Source organism: bacterium SCSIO 12844 (genome assembly GCA_024397935.1).
Classification (GTDB): Bacteria; Pseudomonadota; Gammaproteobacteria; order Francisellales; family Francisellaceae; genus M0027.
The window spans coordinates 196,098-215,853 of record CP073743.1 but is presented as its reverse complement, the minus strand read 5'-3'; the positions used below and the strand labels follow the sequence as shown (position 1 = coordinate 215,853).

Here is a 19,756-nt window from a genome sequence, read left to right as displayed (position 1 = left end):
AAGCCAATGAAAAAGATAATTCAAGCAATTAAACAATTAAAGATAACCACAGAACAACCACTTTGTGCTTATTTATATGATTTAGAAGCACTGTATCAACATACAAAATCGATTACTGATCAACTACCTCGTCAATGTGAGATGTTTTATGCAGTTAAAGCAAATTCAGATAAAAAATTATTATCAACATTAAATAAAACCTGCCACGGCTTTGAAGTTGCATCATTAGGCGAGCTTAAATCAATAAAGGCGCAATTTCCACAAGCAAATATTATTTTTGGGGGTCCTGGAAAAACAGAGGATGAATTAGCTGCCTGCCTTGATTATGATGTTGAATTTATTCATGTTGAAAGCTACTTTGAGTTATTACGCCTCAGTCATATTGCACTTAAGAAAAATAAACCAATCAATGTGCTTTTACGATTGAATATTGAATTTAAAAATTTAAAACAAACAAGGCTAACAATGGGAGGCAAAGCAACGCCTTTCGGTATGGATGAAGGTGAGCTAAAAAAATGTCTAGCTTTCTTAAAAGCACATCAATTAATTGCATTTAAAGGACTACACTTTCATTTAATTTCATTTCAAACTGATGAACTTAACCATGTTGATTTAATTGATCATTATATTGACTATCTCTTTCGTTTAAATCAACAATTTCAGCTTGATTTGCACTATTTAAATGTTGGTGGTGGTATTGGTGTTAACTATTTAGATAAAACACACAGATTTGATTGGCAATTATTTTTTCATCGCTTAAAAGAAATGCTACAAACTAAAAAAGCTGAAAATCTTAAATTACGGTTTGAATGTGGTAGAAGCTTAAGCGTTTATTGTGGTTTTTATGCAATTGAAGTCATTGATATAAAAAAAACACATCATCAATATTTTGCGATTTGTCGTGGTGGCACTCATCATTTTAGAACACCGTACGCACAAGGTCATAGTCACCCTTTTGAAATAGTGCATATCTCACAATGGCATCATCAATATCAACGACCTCAAATCAATGATCAATCTATCAGTATCGTAGGTCAATTATGTACACCTAAAGATGTATTAGCATATGATGCAGAAATTGAAACACTCCATGTTGGAGATATTATTGTATTTTCACATGCAGGTGCTTATGCCTGGAATATCTCTCATCATGACTTTCTATCACACCCACACCCTGATATGATCTATTTAGAAAATGATTAGGATATGCCATGCAAACAACTGATTCTATATTAAAAACACAACAATTATCCTATCAAAAAAAGGATAAGCTAATCTTAGATAAGATTAATATAGCGATTCCAAATGGTAAAATCTCAGCCTTAATTGGTCCTAATGGCTCTGGCAAAAGTACCTTACTTAAACTACTTGTTGGCTTAAATCATCCAACTTCTGGTGAAGTGTATCTGCAGAATCAACCATTAAGTCAATACAAGCGTAATGAAATTGCCAAAAAAATCGCTTTTTTACCTCAACGCTCTATGATTCCTGATCAATTTAGCGTGTTTGATTTACTTAAAGCTGGGCGCTTCCCCCATCAAGGTATTATGCAACGACTCAATCAACATGATCACAAGATTATTAATTGGGCCTTAGATGTCACTGAAATGTCAGAGTATAAGGATCAATATGTCAGTCGTTTATCCGGCGGTCTACAGCAACGTGCTTGGTTAGCTATGGTGTTATCACAAGAAGCACCTTTAATTGTCCTCGATGAGCCTGCTACCTATCTGGATATTAAACATCAGATTCAATTATTAAAACTAATTAAAACATTAAACCAAATACACCATAAAACCATTCTTTGGGTTGTTCATGACTTAAACCATGCATTTCAAATTAGTGATTATTGCTTTGTTCTAAAAGAAGGTAACTTGATACTCGAAGGTAAGACTGAAACATTAGCCAGCAACAAAAAATTATCAGAAGCCTTTGAAATAGACATTAAACTAACTGAACAACATGGCCAAAAATTACTACTTTTTTCTTAGTCAAAAGATATGGTTTTATCTAAAGGCTGATATTTTTTATCTGACGTTATTTGATTAAATAAATATATGCTATCAGTAGATTCTTTTGCTGTAGCTTTCATTAAACTTGCTTTGTTTTTGATATGTTCAAATAATGTGCATTCCTCTTGACTATTAAGCATATAATCTTGCTCTTCTACATTAATAGTTAAAAAATCCAATGGATGCACGTATTGATTTTTAGAGTTTTTATCCCAACGACCACTAATAAAAGTAGATAATTTTTTATCAGGATATGTTATTTTCTCACCAGATAATATCCCTGCCATTTTAAATCTTTCTTCTAATTTTAAGAAGAAATTAACTACAGCTTCTTCATCATAATTTTCATCTTGAAAATAAAATGTAAATTGATGTTTACCTTTATATCTTGCTATTGATTGCATAAAATCAATAGATTGATTATATTCATCTGAATCGTTTGAAAATTGTTTTAAATCTGTCAAATTAAGATTAAATTTTTCATCACGTTTAAATGGTTGGATGATTTTCATTTTTAAAATGGGGCAATTAGCTTCTTTTAATAAGTCATAAATAATGCGTGCAGCTTCAGCTAAAGATGCTTCTGCAACACTGACATGTATTTTATAAGGTTTATCATGATAGTTTGATCTTTCTAGGTAATAATCACCATCAACGATATACTTAAATATGTCGTTATGAATAAAATACAGATTTCTATTATTTGGCATGGTGCTTATTTTAGTTTCATTTTTTTCTTGTAAATATAAAACCATATAAAAAAAGTTGAATAAATATTTATTGAGCAGAATTTATACCATTTTTATGAATTTACTCTCGTTTTGCTAATGCAACCACTACAGGTGATAATAAAAACGCACAAGCAATACCGACAAAAACACTTAAACCAAAGTAATGTACCACAGGGGTTGAACTAAAAGCCAAAAGGCCAAAAGACAATACCGTTGTAATCGCCGAAAGCATCACAGCAAGCATCGTACTTTGATAGCTTGCATGTGTTTCTGCAAAAAATAAAATATAATCAACAGCAATCCCTAATACCAAAATCATTGCCAAAATATTAAATAAGGTTAATGGCACACTAAATAAGCCTAAAACAGCTAAACCTAAACTTGCAGAGGCTAATGGCACTAGAATATAACTGATCGCCTTTTTAATACCATAACGTGCAAATAACAATAAAAACAATAATACAAACACACAGCCTAATAACCAACTTAAGCGCTCACGATACGTTTTAAATACATTAGAGATATCTTTTGCTTGATTAACTACTTCAGCATAGGGATATACTTTTAATAAATTTGCTAATTTTTTATAACCGATTTGATCAGATATTAACATCATTGATGCATGAAGGTGATCTGTTTTACCTAGCCATAAAAACTCCAATTGATCAGATGCTGGAGATTCAAGCCAATCTTTAACCGTTAATGGATCAAATGGCATTTTTGATAGTTTATGTGCAATTTCTTGTGCTTTTTTTGTCTCTATACCAATACTTTTTAAATAATTAACTAATGTTTTACCCATTAACTTTTTCTGAACCAAACGGTAATTTGCCTCTTGCTGTGCTTTGGTTGGGATATATTGACTAATGGCAAGTAGTGGTTTTTTTATATCTGGAAATTGTGCTTTTATGACATTAGTAATATTTTTTTCTCGTTGAATCACTTCAAATCTTGTCACGCCACTAACAACGATAAAACTTAATCCAGTATGATTCCCAATAATCGTTTTAAGCTTATGTTCATTTTTGACTAATTGACTTGGCATATGCTCCAATGCTTTTACATCATCATTAGCTTTAAGCTGATAAATACCAAAAGCTGATATGATAATGATAAGGATAAAAACTAAATAAATAATACTTAGTGGTATTTTTTGCCATAGGCGTAAATAAAGATTAGATACTTTCAATATCCAAGGCGTATAAGTTTTTTTCTTTGCTTTTAACATTAATGGAAATGCACAGACAACCGTTAAATAAGCCATAAATAGCCCAACAATTGCAAATAAAGCTAACTGCCTAAGCCCAGGAAAAGGTGCTAGTGAAATAATTAAATAAGCTAAAATAATATTAATTAATCCCAAAGTAATACCAGGCAAGATTCGCTTTAACCCCTCTAAAACCTTCCAGTTTTTACCACCTAATAACCATTCTGCATAATAAAAAAATGCATAATCAACTGAAATACCAATCAAGCTTGCGCCAAAAACCAAGGTAAATAAATATACTGAGCCAAATACCCAATACGTCACCATAAAGGCACTGATAAAGCCAATAGCCGCTGAAAATAAAGTATAAAACAAAGGTGATAAAGAACGAAAGGTAATTAATACAAGTAAAATAACACCAATGATTGAGCCAAGTCCAATTACAGAAATATCATGTTGTGCCTCTTGTGCACCGGCTTTGGCATAAAATAAAGTACCTGTTTTTAATATCTCCGTATTTGGGTATTGCTTGATAATTTCATCTTGTGCTTGATCAATTTGTTCAATTACCTTATCTTGAAAGGTAAGTGAAAAGCCACTTTCCTTTAATTTAGCTGTAAGAAAGCTATACCACTTACCTTGATAATAAGCCATCAAATGATCATTATATAAATTTAAATTTGACGTTGGTCTTACCAATTGAGTTAAGTAATTCTGAAATAGAAAATAAGGGTCATTTTCAAGTAAACCAGTTGATGTAATCCCAATGGGGCTATATAGCTTGGCTAATGCACTGGTTTGAATTTTTTTAACTTGGTTATTAGCCAATAGTTTATAATCTGTAGTCGATAAAAGAGATAATCTATGTGGGTAAAATAAACTACCCCACGCTTTTTGTGTATCGGCTGTAATTTCATTGTTAATCTTTGCAAATAATTGCTCTTTAGCAAGCAGCTTTGTCAATTGATCAGCCGCTTGATAAGCTGCTTTTTGATCTTTATTACCAACTAAGAAAATAATTTGATCGCCAAGTGTTGCTGATAAGTGCTCAGTTGCCTTTTTAACAATGGGTGATTGATCAGTCTCTGGTAATAAATCCAATATATTGGCATTAACTGGAAAACCTCTAATAATCAACGTCACTGCAAATGAAGTGCACAAAATAACACTGAGAAGCAACCATAAAAAAAAACGCAATTTCGCATACTTCATCATCAAGCTACTTTTCTTTAATATTTGAGAAATAAATTTTCATCTGGTCTCCTTGAGGCTGATTGACCTCAATAAATGATACATAGTTGCCGCCTGTAACAGTAATACTTTCTATCGCCTTATCCAGTGGTGAAGCAATCGGTACTAACTTAACTTGCCAATTATCACTTTTACCTTGAAAATCAATTTTAAAGTAAGATTTAACTAATTCAATATCTCCTTGAAATAATGACAGAAAAATATGCGTAAATGCAAAAACGATTGGTTGATCTTTCTTATCAATAACTGTCGGTGGATTATCCGCAATCGTTTGGCTAATTCTAGTATCAGTTACGATTAATGTTGATTGAAAAGGTTTTAGCTGATACCACTTAAGGCCGTTGGTTTTCGATAACTCAAACTGGCCGCTTGATATTAAAGGCTTTGATAATAAAGCAATTTTACGTATCTGTTTAAAATCACCAGTGACTTTCTTTTGATTCGCCAATGTTGTTTTTACTGTATTAAATACTTTTAATTCATTTTCACTTAAATGATTAATATCTGTTGAATAGCCTATATTTAGTAACAAACATAAGCCCATCATAATCAAATATAGTTTTGATACAAAATAATTTAAAATAACATATACATGCTTCATTAAGCCGATCCTTTTAACTGAGTAAATTTATCAATAATATGCTGTGGTGATTGATAATACATCTCTGAAGTGTCACCATTGACAGCGATTTGGATACTATAGGCTTTCGTCAATTTATCACCTGTTTGTTTATCATAAATAATATACTGAATTTTTAATCTATTTTCATATTCAACAATAAATGCATCAATCAAAATGACCTGCTTAAAGTAAATCGGCTTTATATACTTCACTCTAATATCAATCACAGGCCAAATTAAGCCTTCATTTTCCATATCAACATAATTATATCCCAATTTATCCAAAAGACGACAGCGTGCAATCTCAAAATATTTAATATAATTACCATGCCAAACAATACGCATAGAATCAACATCAAAAAAAGGAACTTCTAATTCTGTTGTTTCAGAAAGTACTGCATTACGCTTAGATTTATTTATCATAACACCTTACCTTTTACTTACGCTTAGGTTTTGCCCAAAAATCATAAAAATTAAACCACTGATAAGGATATTTATCACAGTATTTCATCAGAAAGTCACTATACTTTTGCGCATAAATTTTTAAATTGTCTGCTCTATTTTTTCGTGATAAGTCGACTGTTTCGGCGAACTTTTCATAAATAATTTCAAAATTTCGATTGGGCTTTTTCAAACAAAGCATCATATAGGTAGGCGCTTTTAATAAATGTGCCAAAATAAACGCACCTTCTGGAAAGTAAGCTTTATGATCTAAAAAACAAGCCTCAACTGAACGAGTTGCATCACTAATGGAGGTTCGATCTGCAGCAATGACAATAAATTCGCCTTGATCTATTTTTTCTTTTAACTCAATTGCTAATTTAATATCTGTTGATTGTAAGTGAATTAAATTAAGATCAAAAGCTGTATTAATTGACTGTAGCACTTGGTTAAATTTCAACGCATGTTGGCTAAATACCAATGCATTAATTTTAGCACCGGATGCAATACCACTTAATGCTCTTGCAATTTCAATATTACCTAAGTGTGCCGTTAATATGATGCCACCTTTTTTAGCTTTTAGCTGCTCTAAAAAGACATTTGCATTTGCAAAATCCACTTGATCAACTTTGATTTTACCTGACCAGACAGCAAATTTATCAATTAAATGCCCTCCAAAACTTAAAAAATGTTTAAAGCAGCTGAGTCTACGTTGATTATTTGCTGTTAAATAGGCTAAATATTTGCCAGAAGCATCTCTTGCATTTTTTGCCAATGCATAATAGTAAACCATGACAGGTAGCATTAAAGTATAAGTTAGATAAAACCCTAACAAACGATAAGAAAAAAGCAGTATTTTCAACCCAAAAAAACTGCCTTTTTCCTTAATCTGCGACCAATGAGGAGTCACTACTTGAACTTCCTTAATAATAATTTCGGTAATCGTATGAGCATAGCAAAAAATAACCGGCTATGCGTTAATGAAATTTTGATATTATCTTTTAAAACTTTAAAATGTGAACTACCATCTGTAGGGTAAATCACCTTTGTTGGGATAAATTTAACTGGCACATCTTGCCAATAAAGTCTTACAATAACCGCAATATCAAATGCCATTCTTTGAGGTAATGTAATATTTGATAATAAGACCATCGTCTCTTTTAATGGGTAGATACGAAAGCCACACATACTTTCAACAATATCTAAACTTAATGTCTCTATTGCTACCCAAAAGTTCGTTATTTTTCTACCATAGACTCTACTTTTAGGCGCACTTTGATCATAAATAGGATAACCTGAGATTAAAGTATTTGGATGTTGGTTACTTAAATTTATAAAGGATCTAATATCCTCTACATTATGCTGATAATCAGCATCAATTTGCAATGCATGAGAAAACCCTCGTTCAAATGCACGTTTAAATCCTACACACACAGCAACACCCTTACCAGAATTATCAGCCAAGGTAACTAGCTCAATAAAATGATGCCTTTGTAATACTTGCTGAATGATTTTTTTAGTTATGAAATTACTACCATCATCAACTAAAATGCAAGGCAAATTATATTGGCTTAATGCATCAAATAAACTCATCAAACGATTACTGTGATTATAATTTGGAACCACTATGCAAAGCTTATAGCTCATAAATCCCTCTGAAGCCGGATTTTGCCTGATGAATAAGCCACATTATCTTTTAAATATTTAAAGATGAGCATCTCATTTTTAATCATTAATTCAAGTGTGATATGCGTTTTAGGTTTAATCACTTTCATAAATTTCATCGCATCAACTGCTGATATATCTGCTCGTTGCAAACCAAAATACTCACATGCATAATGGATTGCTAAATCTAGTTGCGCAACACCAGGTAAAATTGGGCAACTGTCAAAATGTCCTTTAAAATATACCAGGTTCTCAGGTATATAAAAATCTATTAATACATAGTCCGATTTTTGAGTTTGACAAACTATAAGCTCAAACTTTTTTAGCACTTTCATATCAAGTGCTTTGTTTTTATCATCCATATAAATGCCTTTTTTCATCAATCAAATAACTGCTTAATTTCATTTAGCAATATCTTACTTTGACTGTTAATTGGTATCTTTTTAACATAACGAAATTTTTTTGGAATTAAAACTGCATCAAAATAATTACTCAAATATTGTTTTAGCTGATCATTAATAGCACGTTTGCCATTCGCTTCTAATTTTAATTTACCTACGTTAGATAAGACAATTACAACAGCAGTAAATTGTCTATATGACTCTAAAATCAAACAATAACAATCTGCCACTAACTCAGATAACTTAAGCTTTTGCTCCATTGCATCTAAAGACAGACGTTTACTTTCAACTTTAACAATTCTATCTAACCTACCTAATAGTTGAAAATAATTCTGATCAACTAGTTTAACCTGATCATTCATAACAAAGGCATCATTTTTATACTGCATAAAAAATGGCGACTCAACAAGTAAAGCACCTTGTTGATCTTGACTAATTTTAACATCTTTAAATACTTGCCATAGAGGATTTTTTAATTGGCATCGATAAGCAATTGCCCCTGTTTCACTACTGCCAAAAATCTCAATAACATCAATACCCATTAATTTTTTAATCATTTGGGCATCTGGATAAGCTAAAGCCCCCCCTGAAGATAATATAACTAACTTCTCTAATAGATTAACTGATGCCGTCATCCTAGATAATAAGCCAGGTGATGAGATAAAAACAGTTTTTTTATCAAGGTAAGGATCTAGCTGCTCTGGATAATTAATTCGCTTTGTTGCAATTAAGCGACCTGTTATCAAAGGCCATAGAATATAAAATGTTAATCCATACAAATGTTGTGGTAAAACACTGCTATAAAAAACACAATCAATAACAAGACAACCGAATGCTTTTTCAATCGCATTTAACTCTTCATTCATATTAGCCAATGTACGTATAATTTTTTTAGGCTTACCACTTGAACCTGAGGTAAATAAAATCATCGTCTGTTTAGCATCTAATGTTAACTGATCGATATTCAGTTTTTTATCGTTTAGAATTAATTGTTGATTATCTGCACTTTGTTCATGATCCTTATCACTTAAGATACCATCATAATGCTCACTTAAATCTGACAGCGTACCAGTTAGAGCATTCGGTAATAGTACTGGTATTTTCTTAGCCAATAACACACTAAATAAATCAATGACAAAATATAATGACTCTTGAGAGCAAATCGCCCAATACACTTGCTTTTGAGTAAGTAATTGCTCTTTTCTTATCATAACCGCTGTTAAAAACTCATTGGCTTGAATCAATTGATCATCGACGATAAATAAATTACGCTGCTTAAGATACATTGTTTTTAATAGCGTCATTAAATTACATGTTTTATCTCGAGCCATTAAAATTTCACTTAGCTTAACTTTCGTTTTACGTTTAAACGAATCATATATTCAACAATAAAAATTAAGCCAATTAAAATATAAGCTATCAGGCCATTATATAATGTCCAAATTTTCATTGAGGTAAATAGTGCTGTAACTATCGCTATCAAACCATTGATAATGAAAAAGACCATCCATACTAAAGTTACCTTGCGCATATAAGTAATCGCTTCTTTTGGAAATGGCTGTTTATCAATGACAGAGGCAAAACGTTCAATCATCGTCGGTGGAAAAATAAAAGAATACAAAAAAATCAAAAATAATAAAACATTAACAAAAAATGGATATAATAAAATCCAGTAATGACTATCAAAAATCAAAGCAAATAAACATAGCATTAAGCCACTAACAACCATAAGAATAATCATCATACTAGATAATGTAAATTGTGCTTTTTGATTAAGCCAATTCATTAAAAATAATCTTAATACAAAAATAAATCCAAGAATGATAATTAAATAACGCAATGTAAATAAGCTTAAGCCAAAATAAATAATAAAAGGATAAGCTATTAATAATAAGCCTATAATCAATCGGATTAATTGTTTCATTTATTTTGATTCTTAAGCATCTTCTGATAAAACCTGCTCAATTACACTAACTACATCTGCAACCGTTCTAACTGATTTGAATTCTTCAGGGTTAAACTTTCTTTTTGTTACTTCTTGCAATTGAACAATTAAATCTACTGCATCAATTGAATCTAAGTCTAAATCTTCATATAAACGTGATTCTAATGTTACATCTTCTGGCTCTATTTCAAAGAGCTTTTCAAACATTTTTTTTAGTTCGTTAAAAATCTGCTCTTGAGTATAAATCATTATTTTACTTCCGCTTTATTATTTAAAATAAACACAGCTAAATTATGTATATTTTCAAAGTGCTTTTTCGTTGCTTCATTATCTGAATCTATCGTTATATTATAGCGTTTTTTAATGGCAACACCTAATTCTAAAGCATCGATAGAATCAAGACCCAAACCATTATCATCATCACCAAATAATGGTTGATCTGCTTGAATATCCTCAGGTGTTAAATCTTCAAGGTTTAATACATCAATAACCATCTGTTTAATTTCATCTTCAAATTCACTCATTGCTTAAACTACCTTCTGTTAATTTTTCTTCTAAATACCTTGTTAAGCGCCGTGCTGCTAATGACGGCAGCTGATTAGCATCATTTAAAAATGTTTGTGGGTTAATTTTTTCACCAACAACTACTTTAAAGTTTACACATCTATCCGGAATTTGGTACCACTTAAGCTCTTTTGTTAGTGTTCTTGGTTGACAGGTAATATAAATTAAACGAATTGGCACATCTAAGCGAATCGCAATTTGGGCGGCGCCTCGCTTTAACTGAATTGGCTGATTGACAACACTACGAGTACCTTCAGGAAATAATAATACGTTATTGCCATAAGCCAAGCTCAAACGCAAATTATTAAAAGTATCTTCATTTTGTTCATTCGCGATATAACCTGCTGCCTGAATAACTCGTTTGACAAAAAAATTATTCCAAAGCTCTGATTTAACAATATTATCACAACTACTTAATTCAGATGTAATGACAACATAATCAATTAATGATGGATGATTGGCAATGAATAATGTTGATTGATCTGATAATAATTTCTCTTTACTTTCAAAACTAAATTTTGCTAATCCTAGTGTTTGCATTAATAAAACAAATAAACGAAAATTAACTGAAATTGCATGTTGGACTTTATATTTTCTTTTATTTTTAGGCGAGCATATAATAATCAAAGGGATCGTTAAATATGCTAAAACTAATGCACCGATACCAAATACACCAAATGCAAATGCAGTTGCAAATAAACGCCAAATATAATTTATATATTTCATTAGACACACAACTGCCATATAAACTTTTGAGTTAAACTATACTGCTCTAACACTTGACTAACCAAACCACTACGATACCACTTAAAAAATTCTATTGCAGGCACTACATCTACTTTGTTTGCATTCATATCGTTTTGAGCAATTTCACATGAAGCTATATCCACTCCTAAATTTGCTTCATCTCTCTCTGAATATTTAAGTAGTAATGTCATAGCATATGCACAATCATAAGCTATATTTAAGTTTTGATAACATTCTGCTAATCGTTGGTCAAAGATAACAACTAAGGCAGTTTTATTTTTATGTTGATTTAAAAAACTCATTGCATCTAAGACAGTCATCAAAAATGTATCTACCCCTGCTGCAATTGAAGTCACTGGCCTATTTAATTTTTTAATAATTGTATATAAACCAGCTGTAGCATTATGTACAGCTAAAGAAAATTTCATTGGGCTTAGTGTTTCTTGATCGCTAATTGAGTTTAGTACATTGACCGTATTATCTAATTCACCATGTTGAGAACCAAAGGCAATATAATCGATTGTTTCAATCGTTTGATTTATATTTTTATCCGTTATCATCAATGCCGCAGTTAAAGCTAATTTACTAACATGGCTTAAGCGTCTTCTATATTGTGCTGGAATAATTGTTTGATGCTGATGCAAGTCATCAGGCATAAGCAAAAGACTATCAACAACTTGTAACTTACTTTTAAACATATAACACAACTACTATTTAAACTTATCAAAAAACGCAAACTAATTTAGCATTAAATATACAACTTATTCCTTAAGCTTATGCATCGCTATTACAGCAGATTTTCGAAAAATAGCAATAAATAAATACGAAACTAGAGACGTAGATTAAATTTTGTTTTATTCTATGGCCTACTAATCGCTTTAAATCGAGAAGGATTCATGATCATGCAAGGACTATTCAAACAAAAAGTCTTTCAGTTAAGTATTATTTTAATTGCTGGCATCTTATTAACTGCCTGCTCACGCATACAACCAATAACCAACTACAACCAGCAGAATATACCTGTTGAATTAAGTATGGCCCAAGTTAAACAAGCAATTACTCAAGGTGCTGAGAAACGCAAATGGGTAGTAACAGAAGTTAATTCAAATAAGTTACAAGCAACTTATACATCACACAGCCATGTTGCAGTAGTTGATATTCCATATTCAACTAAACAATACTCATTAATTTATGCTTCGAGTAAAAATTTGGATGCTGATGGTAATATGATCCATTATAACTATAACCGTTGGGTAAGAAATTTAAATAAAGATATCCAATCAGAATTTAATCAAATACCAACGAACGAGTAAAGGCTTCTCTTTCAATGACCAATACAAAAAATCAATACTATAATCAACCACATGATATTTCTGCTTATAAAGCTAAATTTGAAGCGTTAAAAATCGCATTTTCACCGATGATATTCCAGGTAAGTATTGCATTAGTTGAACTTGGTATTCTACAAAAGTTAAGTGATGCAGGTGAAGTCGGTTTATCAGTTAAGGAAATTGCTAAATCACTCAAATTAAGTGATTATGGTGTGGGTGTATTATTAGATGCCGCTTTAAGTGCGCATATTGTTTGGTTAGATGAAAAAAATAATCATTATATATTAGATAAAATTGGTATGATGTTATTATCTGATCAAATGGTTCGAGTGAATTTGGATTTTAACCAATATCTTTGTTATGAAGGCCTATTTCACTTAACTGAATCGATTAAAACAGGGAAAGCTAAAGGCTTAAAAGTTTTTGATGAAACTGCATCTAGCATTTATCCATTATTAACAAAATTGCCAGAAAAAGCACAAAAGAGCTGGTTTAATTTTGATCATTATTATTCTGATAAATCATTTAAAGCATTATTGCCAATGATCTTTAAAACCAATAATAAACCAAAGACTTTACTTGATGTTGGTGGAAACACCGGAAAATGGGCTATTGAATGTCTTAAGTATGATAAAGATGTCATTGTTACAATTGCTGATTTAGAAGCACAATTAGTCGTTGCCAACAATAATATTAAAAGCCATGGATTTGAAAAACGTTTTTTAAGCTTTGCAGTTAACTTACTAGGCCCACAAGTGAAACTACCTTTTAATTACGCATTTGACTTAATCTGGATGAGCCAATTTTTAGACTGTTTTTCACTTGAAGAAATTAAAATAATCCTCACAAAAATTGTTGAAATTATGACTGAAAATACAAAGCTTGGCATATTAGAATTATTTTGGGATAGACAAATTTTTGAACCTGCAGCATTTGCAATAAATTGTACTTCAATTTATTTTACCGCTTTAGCTAATGGCAATAGTCGCATGTATCATTCAAAAGATTTAATTAATATTATTCATAAAGTTGGCCTTTATATTGATTATGATGAAGATGCAATTGGGCCTGGACACACGTTATTAATCTGTAAGAAGAAGTCACAGCATAATTAGCTTGCAATAAATCCATTAAATTGCTGAGCATATTCATCACCTAATATAAAGGGTCGCTTTCTAATCCAATTAATAATACCTTTTTTTGAATGTGTCTTTAGCTTTTTCTTAATTATATTTAAATAACAAATCACTGTTGGTTCAGAAATATCCATTTCATTGGCAATTTGTTGAATCGAATGCCCGAGATATGTTAACCAAGCGACCTGGCTTTGTTGTTTTGGTAAGATTGCTAAATCATCATCATGTAAATGATTAAAAAGATCACATATACTATTTGCATCTAAACAATTACTTTCATTTATTCGTGGCTTAAGTGATGATAAATCAACAAAATATTGATCCATTTTTTTAAAACTACTACTATATCGACCCAAAATATAGTCAATGATCACCATAATCATATTTGATATATAGGTAAAATTTCTACTTAATGATATATTATATTGTTCATCTAAAAGTTCAAATACAAATACAATCTTATTGTCAAAGTAATCTCTAACACACATTACTCTATTATTATGCTGTATTTCCAACTGTTTGGATATACGATCACCAAAAGGCACACTATATTCTCCAGAGCGCATATTGATATGACTTAAGCGCAAGTTATACTTGATTAATAACTCATTGACTTCATTTAATATAAATGCATACATTTCAGTTGGTTTAAGTAGTTCATTTATCATAGTGACCCCTTATCTTAATTGGCAATTCTATAATAACATATAACTAAAATCAATAAAAAATAATCAGATATAAATTGCAACTTTGATTGCTATCTATCAAATTTTGATAGATTGTGCTTTATGCCATTATTCTGTTAAATACAGACCAAGATAATATCTGATTATTAAACTTGTCTATATTATCTAATTTAGCAATAACAAATTAAAACTAAAAAATATATAGGTTGCAAAAAATGACTAAAATAATTAAAGCTATATTATGTACCATGTTTAGTTTATTGTTTATCAATACACTTTATGCCCAATCTAATTATACAATGTATATAACCAATTACCTTAAGCAGAGTATTACGATTTCCCATGATTATGATAATTGTATTAATAGTGGCGCAGATAGTGGCATGCATTCTTTTACCATTGATCCTAATCAGACAAAATCTTTCGCTTTTGCCGATAAAAATTCAGGATTACACTGTTATAATAAAAATAAAAGATTTCAGCTTAAAATAGCTACAACTGGATCTTGTAATCATTCAATGATTATTAAATGGAATCATGATGGCAGCTGGCAGCATGGTTGGCATACTGAAATGTCAACACAATCTGGCGATAGTCAACATGGAATGAGCATGCTAAGTGCCACTTGTAATGATTCTAATTGTTTAAATACAGAGTATAACAGCGGTAGTGATTTTAATATTAATGTCACCATTGGCATTGACCCATCGATTATAACCGGCCTTTCATCTTATGGGCTTGGTGATCCCTATGCTGAGACTATAGCAGGTGATCTTATCAAGAAAAACTGCATAACTGACGCTCAAGAAGTCAATCTAAGTAATGGTAAATATGCTGTTTACTTTACTTCAACTACCAATCGTTGTTCAATTAATAATGGTGAGATTCAGTGCCCTAGCTCTATTGGCTATGTAAAATATAATCAAAAACTGACATTTGTTTGTCTACATGGCCAATCAAATGATCCTGCATGCCCGTGGATTATAAAAAATAGTGGCAGTGATGATGACTCAAGTCCAGTTAATGATTACTAAATTATTATGAACCATGAACAATGGTGCAATATTTACCATAAACACCGAGAATATTCTGTGATGTATAGCCAACTGATGCAACTTGGCTAATACCACCTTCTTTAGCAGCGCTATCAACGGTCATGTCACCGACTGCTACTAAGCCAAGAATAGAAATTGAACATGCCTTACCTTCTTTAGCTGGTGCTACATTTGGATTGATTTGTCCTGACACTGGTGCGCCATGAACCCCAGTATAAATTTGTCCCATCGGTAAATAAGATGCACAACCAGATAGTAATACAGTGCTAGAAACAGCACTTAATAAGAATAGTTTTTTAATCATTTTCACACTCCTTGTTTAACATTTTTAATTCCTTTGATATTACGTTAAGCTTAGATGTGTAAAAGTATTTTTAACAATAGATATTATAATTTTATTTGTAAAATATTTACTTAGATTAAGCCTAATGCTTTGACTGCATCACGCTCTTGTCTTAATTCTTCTAAAGTAATATTAACCTTTTCTTGACCAAAGGCATTTTGATTAAAGCCACTAGCAACTTCTAAAACACCATTAACAGTACGACATGGCATTGAGAAAATTAACCCTTTATCTACACCATATTGCCCGTCTGAACAAAGTGCAACTGAAAAAGTATCATTCGCTTTAGTATCAAAAATCAAGTTATAAACTGTATTAACCACAGCTGATGCTGCCGATGCGGCTGAAGATGCACCACGTGCTTGAATAATGGCTGCGCCTCGCTTTTGAACAGTCTCAATAAAGACATCTTTAAGCCAAGCTTCATCATTAATGACGCTATCTGCACTTTGACCATTGATTTTTGCATTATAAAAATCTGGATATTGAGTAGCTGAGTGATTACCCCAAATAACCATTTCAGTAACGCTTGTTACATCAACATTGGCTTTTTGTGCTAACTGTGCTTTGGCACGATTTTCATCTAATGCTGTCATAGCAAAGAAACGATTTCTTGGCACATCCGGCGCATTCGCCATTGTAATTAATGCATTGGTATTACATGGATTACCAACGGCTAAGATACGAACATCACTTGCTGCATACTCATTAATTGCTTGCCCCATTGGTTTGAAGATACCACCATTAACCTGTAGAAGATCAGATCGTTCCATCCCAGCTTTACGAGGAACTGCACCAACTAATAATACCCAATTGGCATCTTTAACGGCTTCTTTTGCATCAAATGAACACTGGATACTTTTTAATAACGGAAAAGCACAGTCTTCAAGCTCCATGGTAACACCTTTTAATGCACCCATAGCTGGCTCTATCTCTAATAAACTTAAATCTACTTCAGTATCACTACCAAACATTTGACCTGATGCAATTCTAAATAATAAGGCATAACCAATATTACCAGCAGCTCCAGTAACAACGACTTTGACTCGATTCATTCTATTTCTCCCATTTGATAATTTGATAATTTGATTTTGTTTTAACATTTAATCATTAAAATTCTGCATTACCTGGCGTTCTAGGAAATGGTATAACATCACGGATATTATTAACCGATGTGATATAACTTAATAAACGCTCAAAACCAAGGCCAAATCCACTGTGTGGTACAGTACCATAGCGTCTTAAATCACGGTACCACCAAAGTGCATCCTTTTCAATTTGCATCTCATCTAAACGCTGATCAAGTTCTATTAATCGCTCTTCACGCTGACTGCCACCAATGAGTTCACCTATACCAGGCACTAATACATCCATTGCAGCAACCGTTTTATTATCTTCATTCACCCGCATGTAAAATGCTTTAATATCTTTTGGATAATTCATTAAAATAACCGGTGACTTTGCATATTTTTCACATAAATAACGTTCATGCTCAGATTGTAAATCCAAACCCCAACTAACAGGGTATTCAAATGCCTCAGATGACTCTTTTAATATCTCTATCGCTTGTGTATATTCCATTTTAACGAAGTCTTGGTTAACGACTGATTCTAAACGCTCAATTAATCCTTTATCTACCCATTGATTAAAAAATTTCAGATCATCTGAACGCTCTTCTAATGCACAACGAATGACATATTTAAGCATTTTTTCAGATAAGTTCGCTATATCATCTAAATTGGCAAAAGCAACTTCAGGCTCAATCATCCAAAACTCAGCCAAGTGACGTGAGGTATTTGAATTTTCTGCTCTAAATGTTGGCCCAAAGGTATAGACTTTAGATAAACCAAGGCAATAACTTTCTACATTTAGCTGTCCAGAGACAGTTAAACTTACTTCACGACCAAAAAAATCTTCACTATAATCAATTTTTTGTTGGTCATTATGTGGTAAATTTTCTAAATCTAATGTTGAGATGCGAAACATCTCACCTGCGCCTTCACAGTCATTGGTTGTAATAATCGGTGTATTCACCCAATAAAAACCTTCTTCTGCTAAGAATCGGTGTACAGCTTGCGCTAAGGTATGACGCATTCTGGCAACAGCGCCAATTAAATTTGTACGTACACGTAAATGCGCATTTTGACGCAAATGTTCAACCGTATGACGTTTGGGTGAAACTGGATAAGTCTCAGGATTATCGATCCAACCATATACTTTCACTCTATCAGCTTGAATCTCGACAGCTTGACCACCACCTTGTGACTGAATTAATTCACCCGTAACCTCAACTGCACAGTCTTTAGTTAATTTTAAAACATCTGTCGTATAATTTTCTAATGTGTTCGATACAACCGCTTGAATTGGGTCAAAGCATGAACCATCATGGACACTAACAAATGAAATACCTGCTTTTGAGTCGCGTCTTGTTCTTACCCAACCTCTAACTGTCACTGTATGACCAACTAAATCTTTATCATTTAATAATTGCTTTACAGAATAAATGGATAACTTATCTATTGTCTCTGTCATATTTTGTCCTACTGTCGTTACTGCTTCAGCATCATATGCTTATACTTGATAAAATTCACGATACCAGTTAACAAATCGCCTAACACCTTCTTGAACACCCATCTGAGGTCGATAAGCTAAATTTGCTTCTAATAGACTTACATCTGCACAAGTTGACGGCACATCACCATCTTGCATTGGCATTAAGTTTAATTGGGCTTTTTTATCTAATGCCACTTCAACTGCATTAATATAATCCATAAGCTTAGTTGGCTTATTATTGCCAATATTATAAATGCGATAAGGAGCATAGCTTGTGGCAGGATTTGGATGATCACTATCCCAACTTGTATCAGCTGTCGCTACTTGATCAATCGCACGAGAGACACCCTCAACTATATCATCAACATACGTAAAATCTCTGACCATTTTACCATAATTAAACACATCAATGGGTTTATCTTCTAAAATATTTTTAGTAAATAAAAATAATGCCATATCAGGACGCCCCCATGGCCCATAGACCGTAAAAAAGCGTAACCCAGTTGATGGTAATTGATATAAACTTGCATAGCTATGTGCCATTAATTCATTAGCACGCTTAGTTGCTGCATATAAAGCAAGTGGATGGTCAACACCTTTTTTCTCAGTAAATGGTTGATTAGTATTTGCACCATAAACTGAACTGGTTGAAGCATAAACCAAGTGTTCAATTTTCTTATGACGACAACCTTCTAAAATCGTAATAAAGCCATTAACGTTTGAATCGATATAGCTCATTGGATTTTCAATTGAATAACGAACACCTGCCTGTGCTGCTAAATGACAAACTCGATTAAAATCATAACGATTAAACAAATCAGCCATTGCATCACGATCTTCTACATTAATCTTTTCAAAACTAAAATTTTCATATTGTTGCAAAATATCAAAGCGTGCTTGCTTTAATGACACATCATAATAATCATTTAAATTATCTAGTCCCACAACATGGTCACCCTGTTGAAGTCGCTTTTTAGTCAAGTGAAAACCAATAAATCCACAACAGCCGGTTACTAATATATTCATATAAATTTTGCCTTATTTTAATCCGTATTCTTAAAATAAAT

At 32.1% G+C, this 19,756-nt stretch carries 23 protein-coding genes; 5 read left to right on the top strand and 18 right to left on the bottom strand.

What is annotated here, in order from left to right; all coding sequences use genetic code 11:
- Window positions 1-6: 6 nt before the first annotated feature.
- Together KFE69_01000 and KFE69_00995 are read left to right on the top strand one after the other, a co-directional pair.
- Complete coding sequence (locus KFE69_01000) at window positions 7-1,203, top strand: type III PLP-dependent enzyme (GenBank protein UTW42756.1); 1,197 nt, start codon at window positions 7-9, stop codon at window positions 1,201-1,203.
- An 8-nt stretch (window positions 1,204-1,211) separates the two neighbouring features.
- Complete coding sequence (locus tag KFE69_00995; GenBank protein ID UTW42755.1) at window positions 1,212-1,991, top strand: ABC transporter ATP-binding protein; 780 nt, start codon at window positions 1,212-1,214, stop codon at window positions 1,989-1,991.
- On the opposite strand, the gene KFE69_00990 is transcribed toward KFE69_00995, so the two are convergent.
- The 13 genes from KFE69_00990 to KFE69_00930 are packed head-to-tail and all read right to left on the bottom strand — an operon-like array spanning window position 1,988 to window position 12,283.
- Entirely contained in the window at window positions 1,988-2,767 is a 780-nt protein-coding gene (locus KFE69_00990; protein UTW42754.1) for a hypothetical protein, read from the bottom strand. The genes KFE69_00995 and KFE69_00990 overlap by 4 nt on opposite strands.
- Window positions 2,768-2,822: 55 nt before the next feature.
- Window positions 2,823-5,162, bottom strand: a complete 2,340-nt coding sequence (locus KFE69_00985; protein UTW42753.1) for an MMPL family transporter — start codon at window positions 5,160-5,162, stop codon at window positions 2,823-2,825.
- Between the two features lie 7 nt (window positions 5,163-5,169).
- Complete coding sequence (locus KFE69_00980; GenBank protein UTW42752.1) at window positions 5,170-5,802, bottom strand: outer membrane lipoprotein carrier protein LolA; 633 nt, start codon at window positions 5,800-5,802, stop codon at window positions 5,170-5,172.
- Window positions 5,802-6,245 carry an acyl-CoA thioesterase gene (locus KFE69_00975; protein ID UTW42751.1) on the bottom strand — a complete coding sequence of 148 codons (444 nt, stop codon included), beginning with the start codon at window positions 6,243-6,245 and terminating at the stop codon, window positions 5,802-5,804. Before KFE69_00975 ends, KFE69_00980 begins: the two co-directional genes overlap by 1 nt.
- A gap of 13 nt (window positions 6,246-6,258) precedes the next feature.
- Complete coding sequence (locus KFE69_00970; GenBank protein UTW42750.1) at window positions 6,259-7,125, bottom strand: acyltransferase; 867 nt, start codon at window positions 7,123-7,125, stop codon at window positions 6,259-6,261.
- A 47-nt stretch (window positions 7,126-7,172) separates the two neighbouring features.
- A complete protein-coding gene (locus tag KFE69_00965) occupies window positions 7,173-7,910 on the bottom strand; it encodes a glycosyltransferase family 2 protein (protein ID UTW42749.1) in 738 nt (245 codons plus the stop codon).
- Window positions 7,907-8,308, bottom strand: coding sequence for a hypothetical protein (locus KFE69_00960; protein UTW42748.1), 402 nt, complete (start codon window positions 8,306-8,308; stop codon window positions 7,907-7,909). Before KFE69_00960 ends, KFE69_00965 begins: the two co-directional genes overlap by 4 nt.
- Entirely contained in the window at window positions 8,308-9,660 is a 1,353-nt protein-coding gene (locus KFE69_00955; GenBank protein ID UTW42747.1) for an acyl-CoA synthetase, read from the bottom strand. Before KFE69_00955 ends, KFE69_00960 begins: the two co-directional genes overlap by 1 nt.
- Window positions 9,661-9,671: 11 nt before the next feature.
- On the bottom strand, window positions 9,672-10,253 hold the full coding sequence (locus KFE69_00950) for a hypothetical protein (protein ID UTW42746.1): 582 nt from the start codon (window positions 10,251-10,253) through the stop codon (window positions 9,672-9,674).
- Between the two features lie 12 nt (window positions 10,254-10,265).
- A complete protein-coding gene (locus KFE69_00945) occupies window positions 10,266-10,523 on the bottom strand; it encodes an acyl carrier protein (protein ID UTW42745.1) in 258 nt (85 codons plus the stop codon).
- Window positions 10,523-10,798: an acyl carrier protein gene (locus tag KFE69_00940; protein ID UTW42744.1), complete on the bottom strand. Its 276-nt coding sequence runs from the start codon at window positions 10,796-10,798 to the stop codon at window positions 10,523-10,525. Before KFE69_00940 ends, KFE69_00945 begins: the two co-directional genes overlap by 1 nt.
- A complete protein-coding gene (locus KFE69_00935; GenBank protein ID UTW42743.1) occupies window positions 10,791-11,564 on the bottom strand; it encodes a 1-acyl-sn-glycerol-3-phosphate acyltransferase in 774 nt (257 codons plus the stop codon). The genes KFE69_00940 and KFE69_00935 overlap by 8 nt, the downstream gene beginning before the upstream one ends.
- Complete coding sequence (locus tag KFE69_00930; protein ID UTW42742.1) at window positions 11,564-12,283, bottom strand: beta-ketoacyl synthase chain length factor; 720 nt, start codon at window positions 12,281-12,283, stop codon at window positions 11,564-11,566. Before KFE69_00930 ends, KFE69_00935 begins: the two co-directional genes overlap by 1 nt.
- 204 nt (window positions 12,284-12,487) lie before the next feature.
- Between KFE69_00930 and KFE69_00925 the strand changes: the two genes are divergently transcribed.
- Window positions 12,488-12,898, top strand: coding sequence for a hypothetical protein (locus tag KFE69_00925; GenBank protein UTW42741.1), 411 nt, complete (start codon window positions 12,488-12,490; stop codon window positions 12,896-12,898).
- Between the two features lie 14 nt (window positions 12,899-12,912).
- On the top strand, window positions 12,913-14,031 hold the full coding sequence (locus tag KFE69_00920; GenBank protein UTW42740.1) for an SAM-dependent methyltransferase: 1,119 nt from the start codon (window positions 12,913-12,915) through the stop codon (window positions 14,029-14,031).
- On the opposite strand, the gene KFE69_00915 is transcribed toward KFE69_00920, so the two are convergent.
- The gene (locus KFE69_00915) at window positions 14,028-14,720 is read right to left on the bottom strand and encodes a sigma-70 region 4 domain-containing protein (GenBank protein ID UTW42739.1); all 693 of its coding nucleotides are present in this window, start codon (window positions 14,718-14,720) and stop codon (window positions 14,028-14,030) included. The genes KFE69_00920 and KFE69_00915 overlap by 4 nt on opposite strands.
- Before the next feature lie 233 nt (window positions 14,721-14,953).
- On the opposite strand from KFE69_00915, the gene KFE69_00910 reads away from it, so the two are divergent.
- Window positions 14,954-15,772 carry a hypothetical protein gene (locus tag KFE69_00910; GenBank protein ID UTW42738.1) on the top strand — a complete coding sequence of 273 codons (819 nt, stop codon included), beginning with the start codon at window positions 14,954-14,956 and terminating at the stop codon, window positions 15,770-15,772.
- Between the two features lie 4 nt (window positions 15,773-15,776).
- On the opposite strand, the gene KFE69_00905 is transcribed toward KFE69_00910, so the two are convergent.
- From KFE69_00905 to KFE69_00890, 4 genes are all read right to left on the bottom strand, one after another.
- Entirely contained in the window at window positions 15,777-16,097 is a 321-nt protein-coding gene (locus tag KFE69_00905) for a TRL-like family protein (GenBank protein ID UTW42737.1), read from the bottom strand.
- A 110-nt stretch (window positions 16,098-16,207) separates the two neighbouring features.
- The gene (locus KFE69_00900; GenBank protein ID UTW42736.1) at window positions 16,208-17,191 is read right to left on the bottom strand and encodes a malate dehydrogenase; all 984 of its coding nucleotides are present in this window, start codon (window positions 17,189-17,191) and stop codon (window positions 16,208-16,210) included.
- A gap of 55 nt (window positions 17,192-17,246) precedes the next feature.
- Window positions 17,247-18,668, bottom strand: coding sequence for an asparagine--tRNA ligase (gene asnS / locus KFE69_00895; protein ID UTW42735.1), 1,422 nt, complete (start codon window positions 18,666-18,668; stop codon window positions 17,247-17,249).
- A 39-nt stretch (window positions 18,669-18,707) separates the two neighbouring features.
- Entirely contained in the window at window positions 18,708-19,715 is a 1,008-nt protein-coding gene (locus KFE69_00890) for an NAD-dependent epimerase (protein ID UTW42734.1), read from the bottom strand.
- Between the last annotated feature and the right edge of the window lie 41 nt (window positions 19,716-19,756).

What these genes read in the sequence shown, in the direction of transcription:
- KFE69_01000 (UTW42756.1), top strand. Translation starts at nt 7, where the DNA reads ATGAAAAAGATAATTCAAGCAATTAAACAATTAAAGATAACCACAGAA.
- KFE69_00995 (UTW42755.1), top strand. Translation starts at nt 1,212, where the DNA reads ATGCAAACAACTGATTCTATATTAAAAACACAACAATTATCCTATCAA.
- KFE69_00990 (UTW42754.1), bottom strand. Translation starts at nt 2,767, where the DNA reads ATGGTTTTATATTTACAAGAAAAAAATGAAACTAAAATAAGCACCATG.
- KFE69_00985 (UTW42753.1), bottom strand. Translation starts at nt 5,162, where the DNA reads ATGAAGTATGCGAAATTGCGTTTTTTTTTATGGTTGCTTCTCAGTGTT.
- KFE69_00980 (UTW42752.1), bottom strand. Translation starts at nt 5,802, where the DNA reads ATGAAGCATGTATATGTTATTTTAAATTATTTTGTATCAAAACTATAT.
- KFE69_00975 (UTW42751.1), bottom strand. Translation starts at nt 6,245, where the DNA reads ATGATAAATAAATCTAAGCGTAATGCAGTACTTTCTGAAACAACAGAA.
- KFE69_00965 (UTW42749.1), bottom strand. Translation starts at nt 7,910, where the DNA reads ATGAGCTATAAGCTTTGCATAGTGGTTCCAAATTATAATCACAGTAAT.
- KFE69_00960 (UTW42748.1), bottom strand. Translation starts at nt 8,308, where the DNA reads ATGAAAAAAGGCATTTATATGGATGATAAAAACAAAGCACTTGATATG.
- KFE69_00955 (UTW42747.1), bottom strand. Translation starts at nt 9,660, where the DNA reads ATGGCTCGAGATAAAACATGTAATTTAATGACGCTATTAAAAACAATG.
- KFE69_00950 (UTW42746.1), bottom strand. Translation starts at nt 10,253, where the DNA reads ATGAAACAATTAATCCGATTGATTATAGGCTTATTATTAATAGCTTAT.
- KFE69_00945 (UTW42745.1), bottom strand. Translation starts at nt 10,523, where the DNA reads ATGATTTATACTCAAGAGCAGATTTTTAACGAACTAAAAAAAATGTTT.
- KFE69_00940 (UTW42744.1), bottom strand. Translation starts at nt 10,798, where the DNA reads ATGAGTGAATTTGAAGATGAAATTAAACAGATGGTTATTGATGTATTA.
- KFE69_00935 (UTW42743.1), bottom strand. Translation starts at nt 11,564, where the DNA reads ATGAAATATATAAATTATATTTGGCGTTTATTTGCAACTGCATTTGCA.
- KFE69_00930 (UTW42742.1), bottom strand. Translation starts at nt 12,283, where the DNA reads ATGTTTAAAAGTAAGTTACAAGTTGTTGATAGTCTTTTGCTTATGCCT.
- KFE69_00925 (UTW42741.1), top strand. Translation starts at nt 12,488, where the DNA reads ATGCAAGGACTATTCAAACAAAAAGTCTTTCAGTTAAGTATTATTTTA.
- KFE69_00920 (UTW42740.1), top strand. Translation starts at nt 12,913, where the DNA reads ATGACCAATACAAAAAATCAATACTATAATCAACCACATGATATTTCT.
- KFE69_00915 (UTW42739.1), bottom strand. Translation starts at nt 14,720, where the DNA reads ATGATAAATGAACTACTTAAACCAACTGAAATGTATGCATTTATATTA.
- KFE69_00910 (UTW42738.1), top strand. Translation starts at nt 14,954, where the DNA reads ATGACTAAAATAATTAAAGCTATATTATGTACCATGTTTAGTTTATTG.
- KFE69_00905 (UTW42737.1), bottom strand. Translation starts at nt 16,097, where the DNA reads ATGATTAAAAAACTATTCTTATTAAGTGCTGTTTCTAGCACTGTATTA.
- KFE69_00900 (UTW42736.1), bottom strand. Translation starts at nt 17,191, where the DNA reads ATGAATCGAGTCAAAGTCGTTGTTACTGGAGCTGCTGGTAATATTGGT.
- asnS (UTW42735.1), bottom strand. Translation starts at nt 18,668, where the DNA reads ATGACAGAGACAATAGATAAGTTATCCATTTATTCTGTAAAGCAATTA.
- KFE69_00890 (UTW42734.1), bottom strand. Translation starts at nt 19,715, where the DNA reads ATGAATATATTAGTAACCGGCTGTTGTGGATTTATTGGTTTTCACTTG.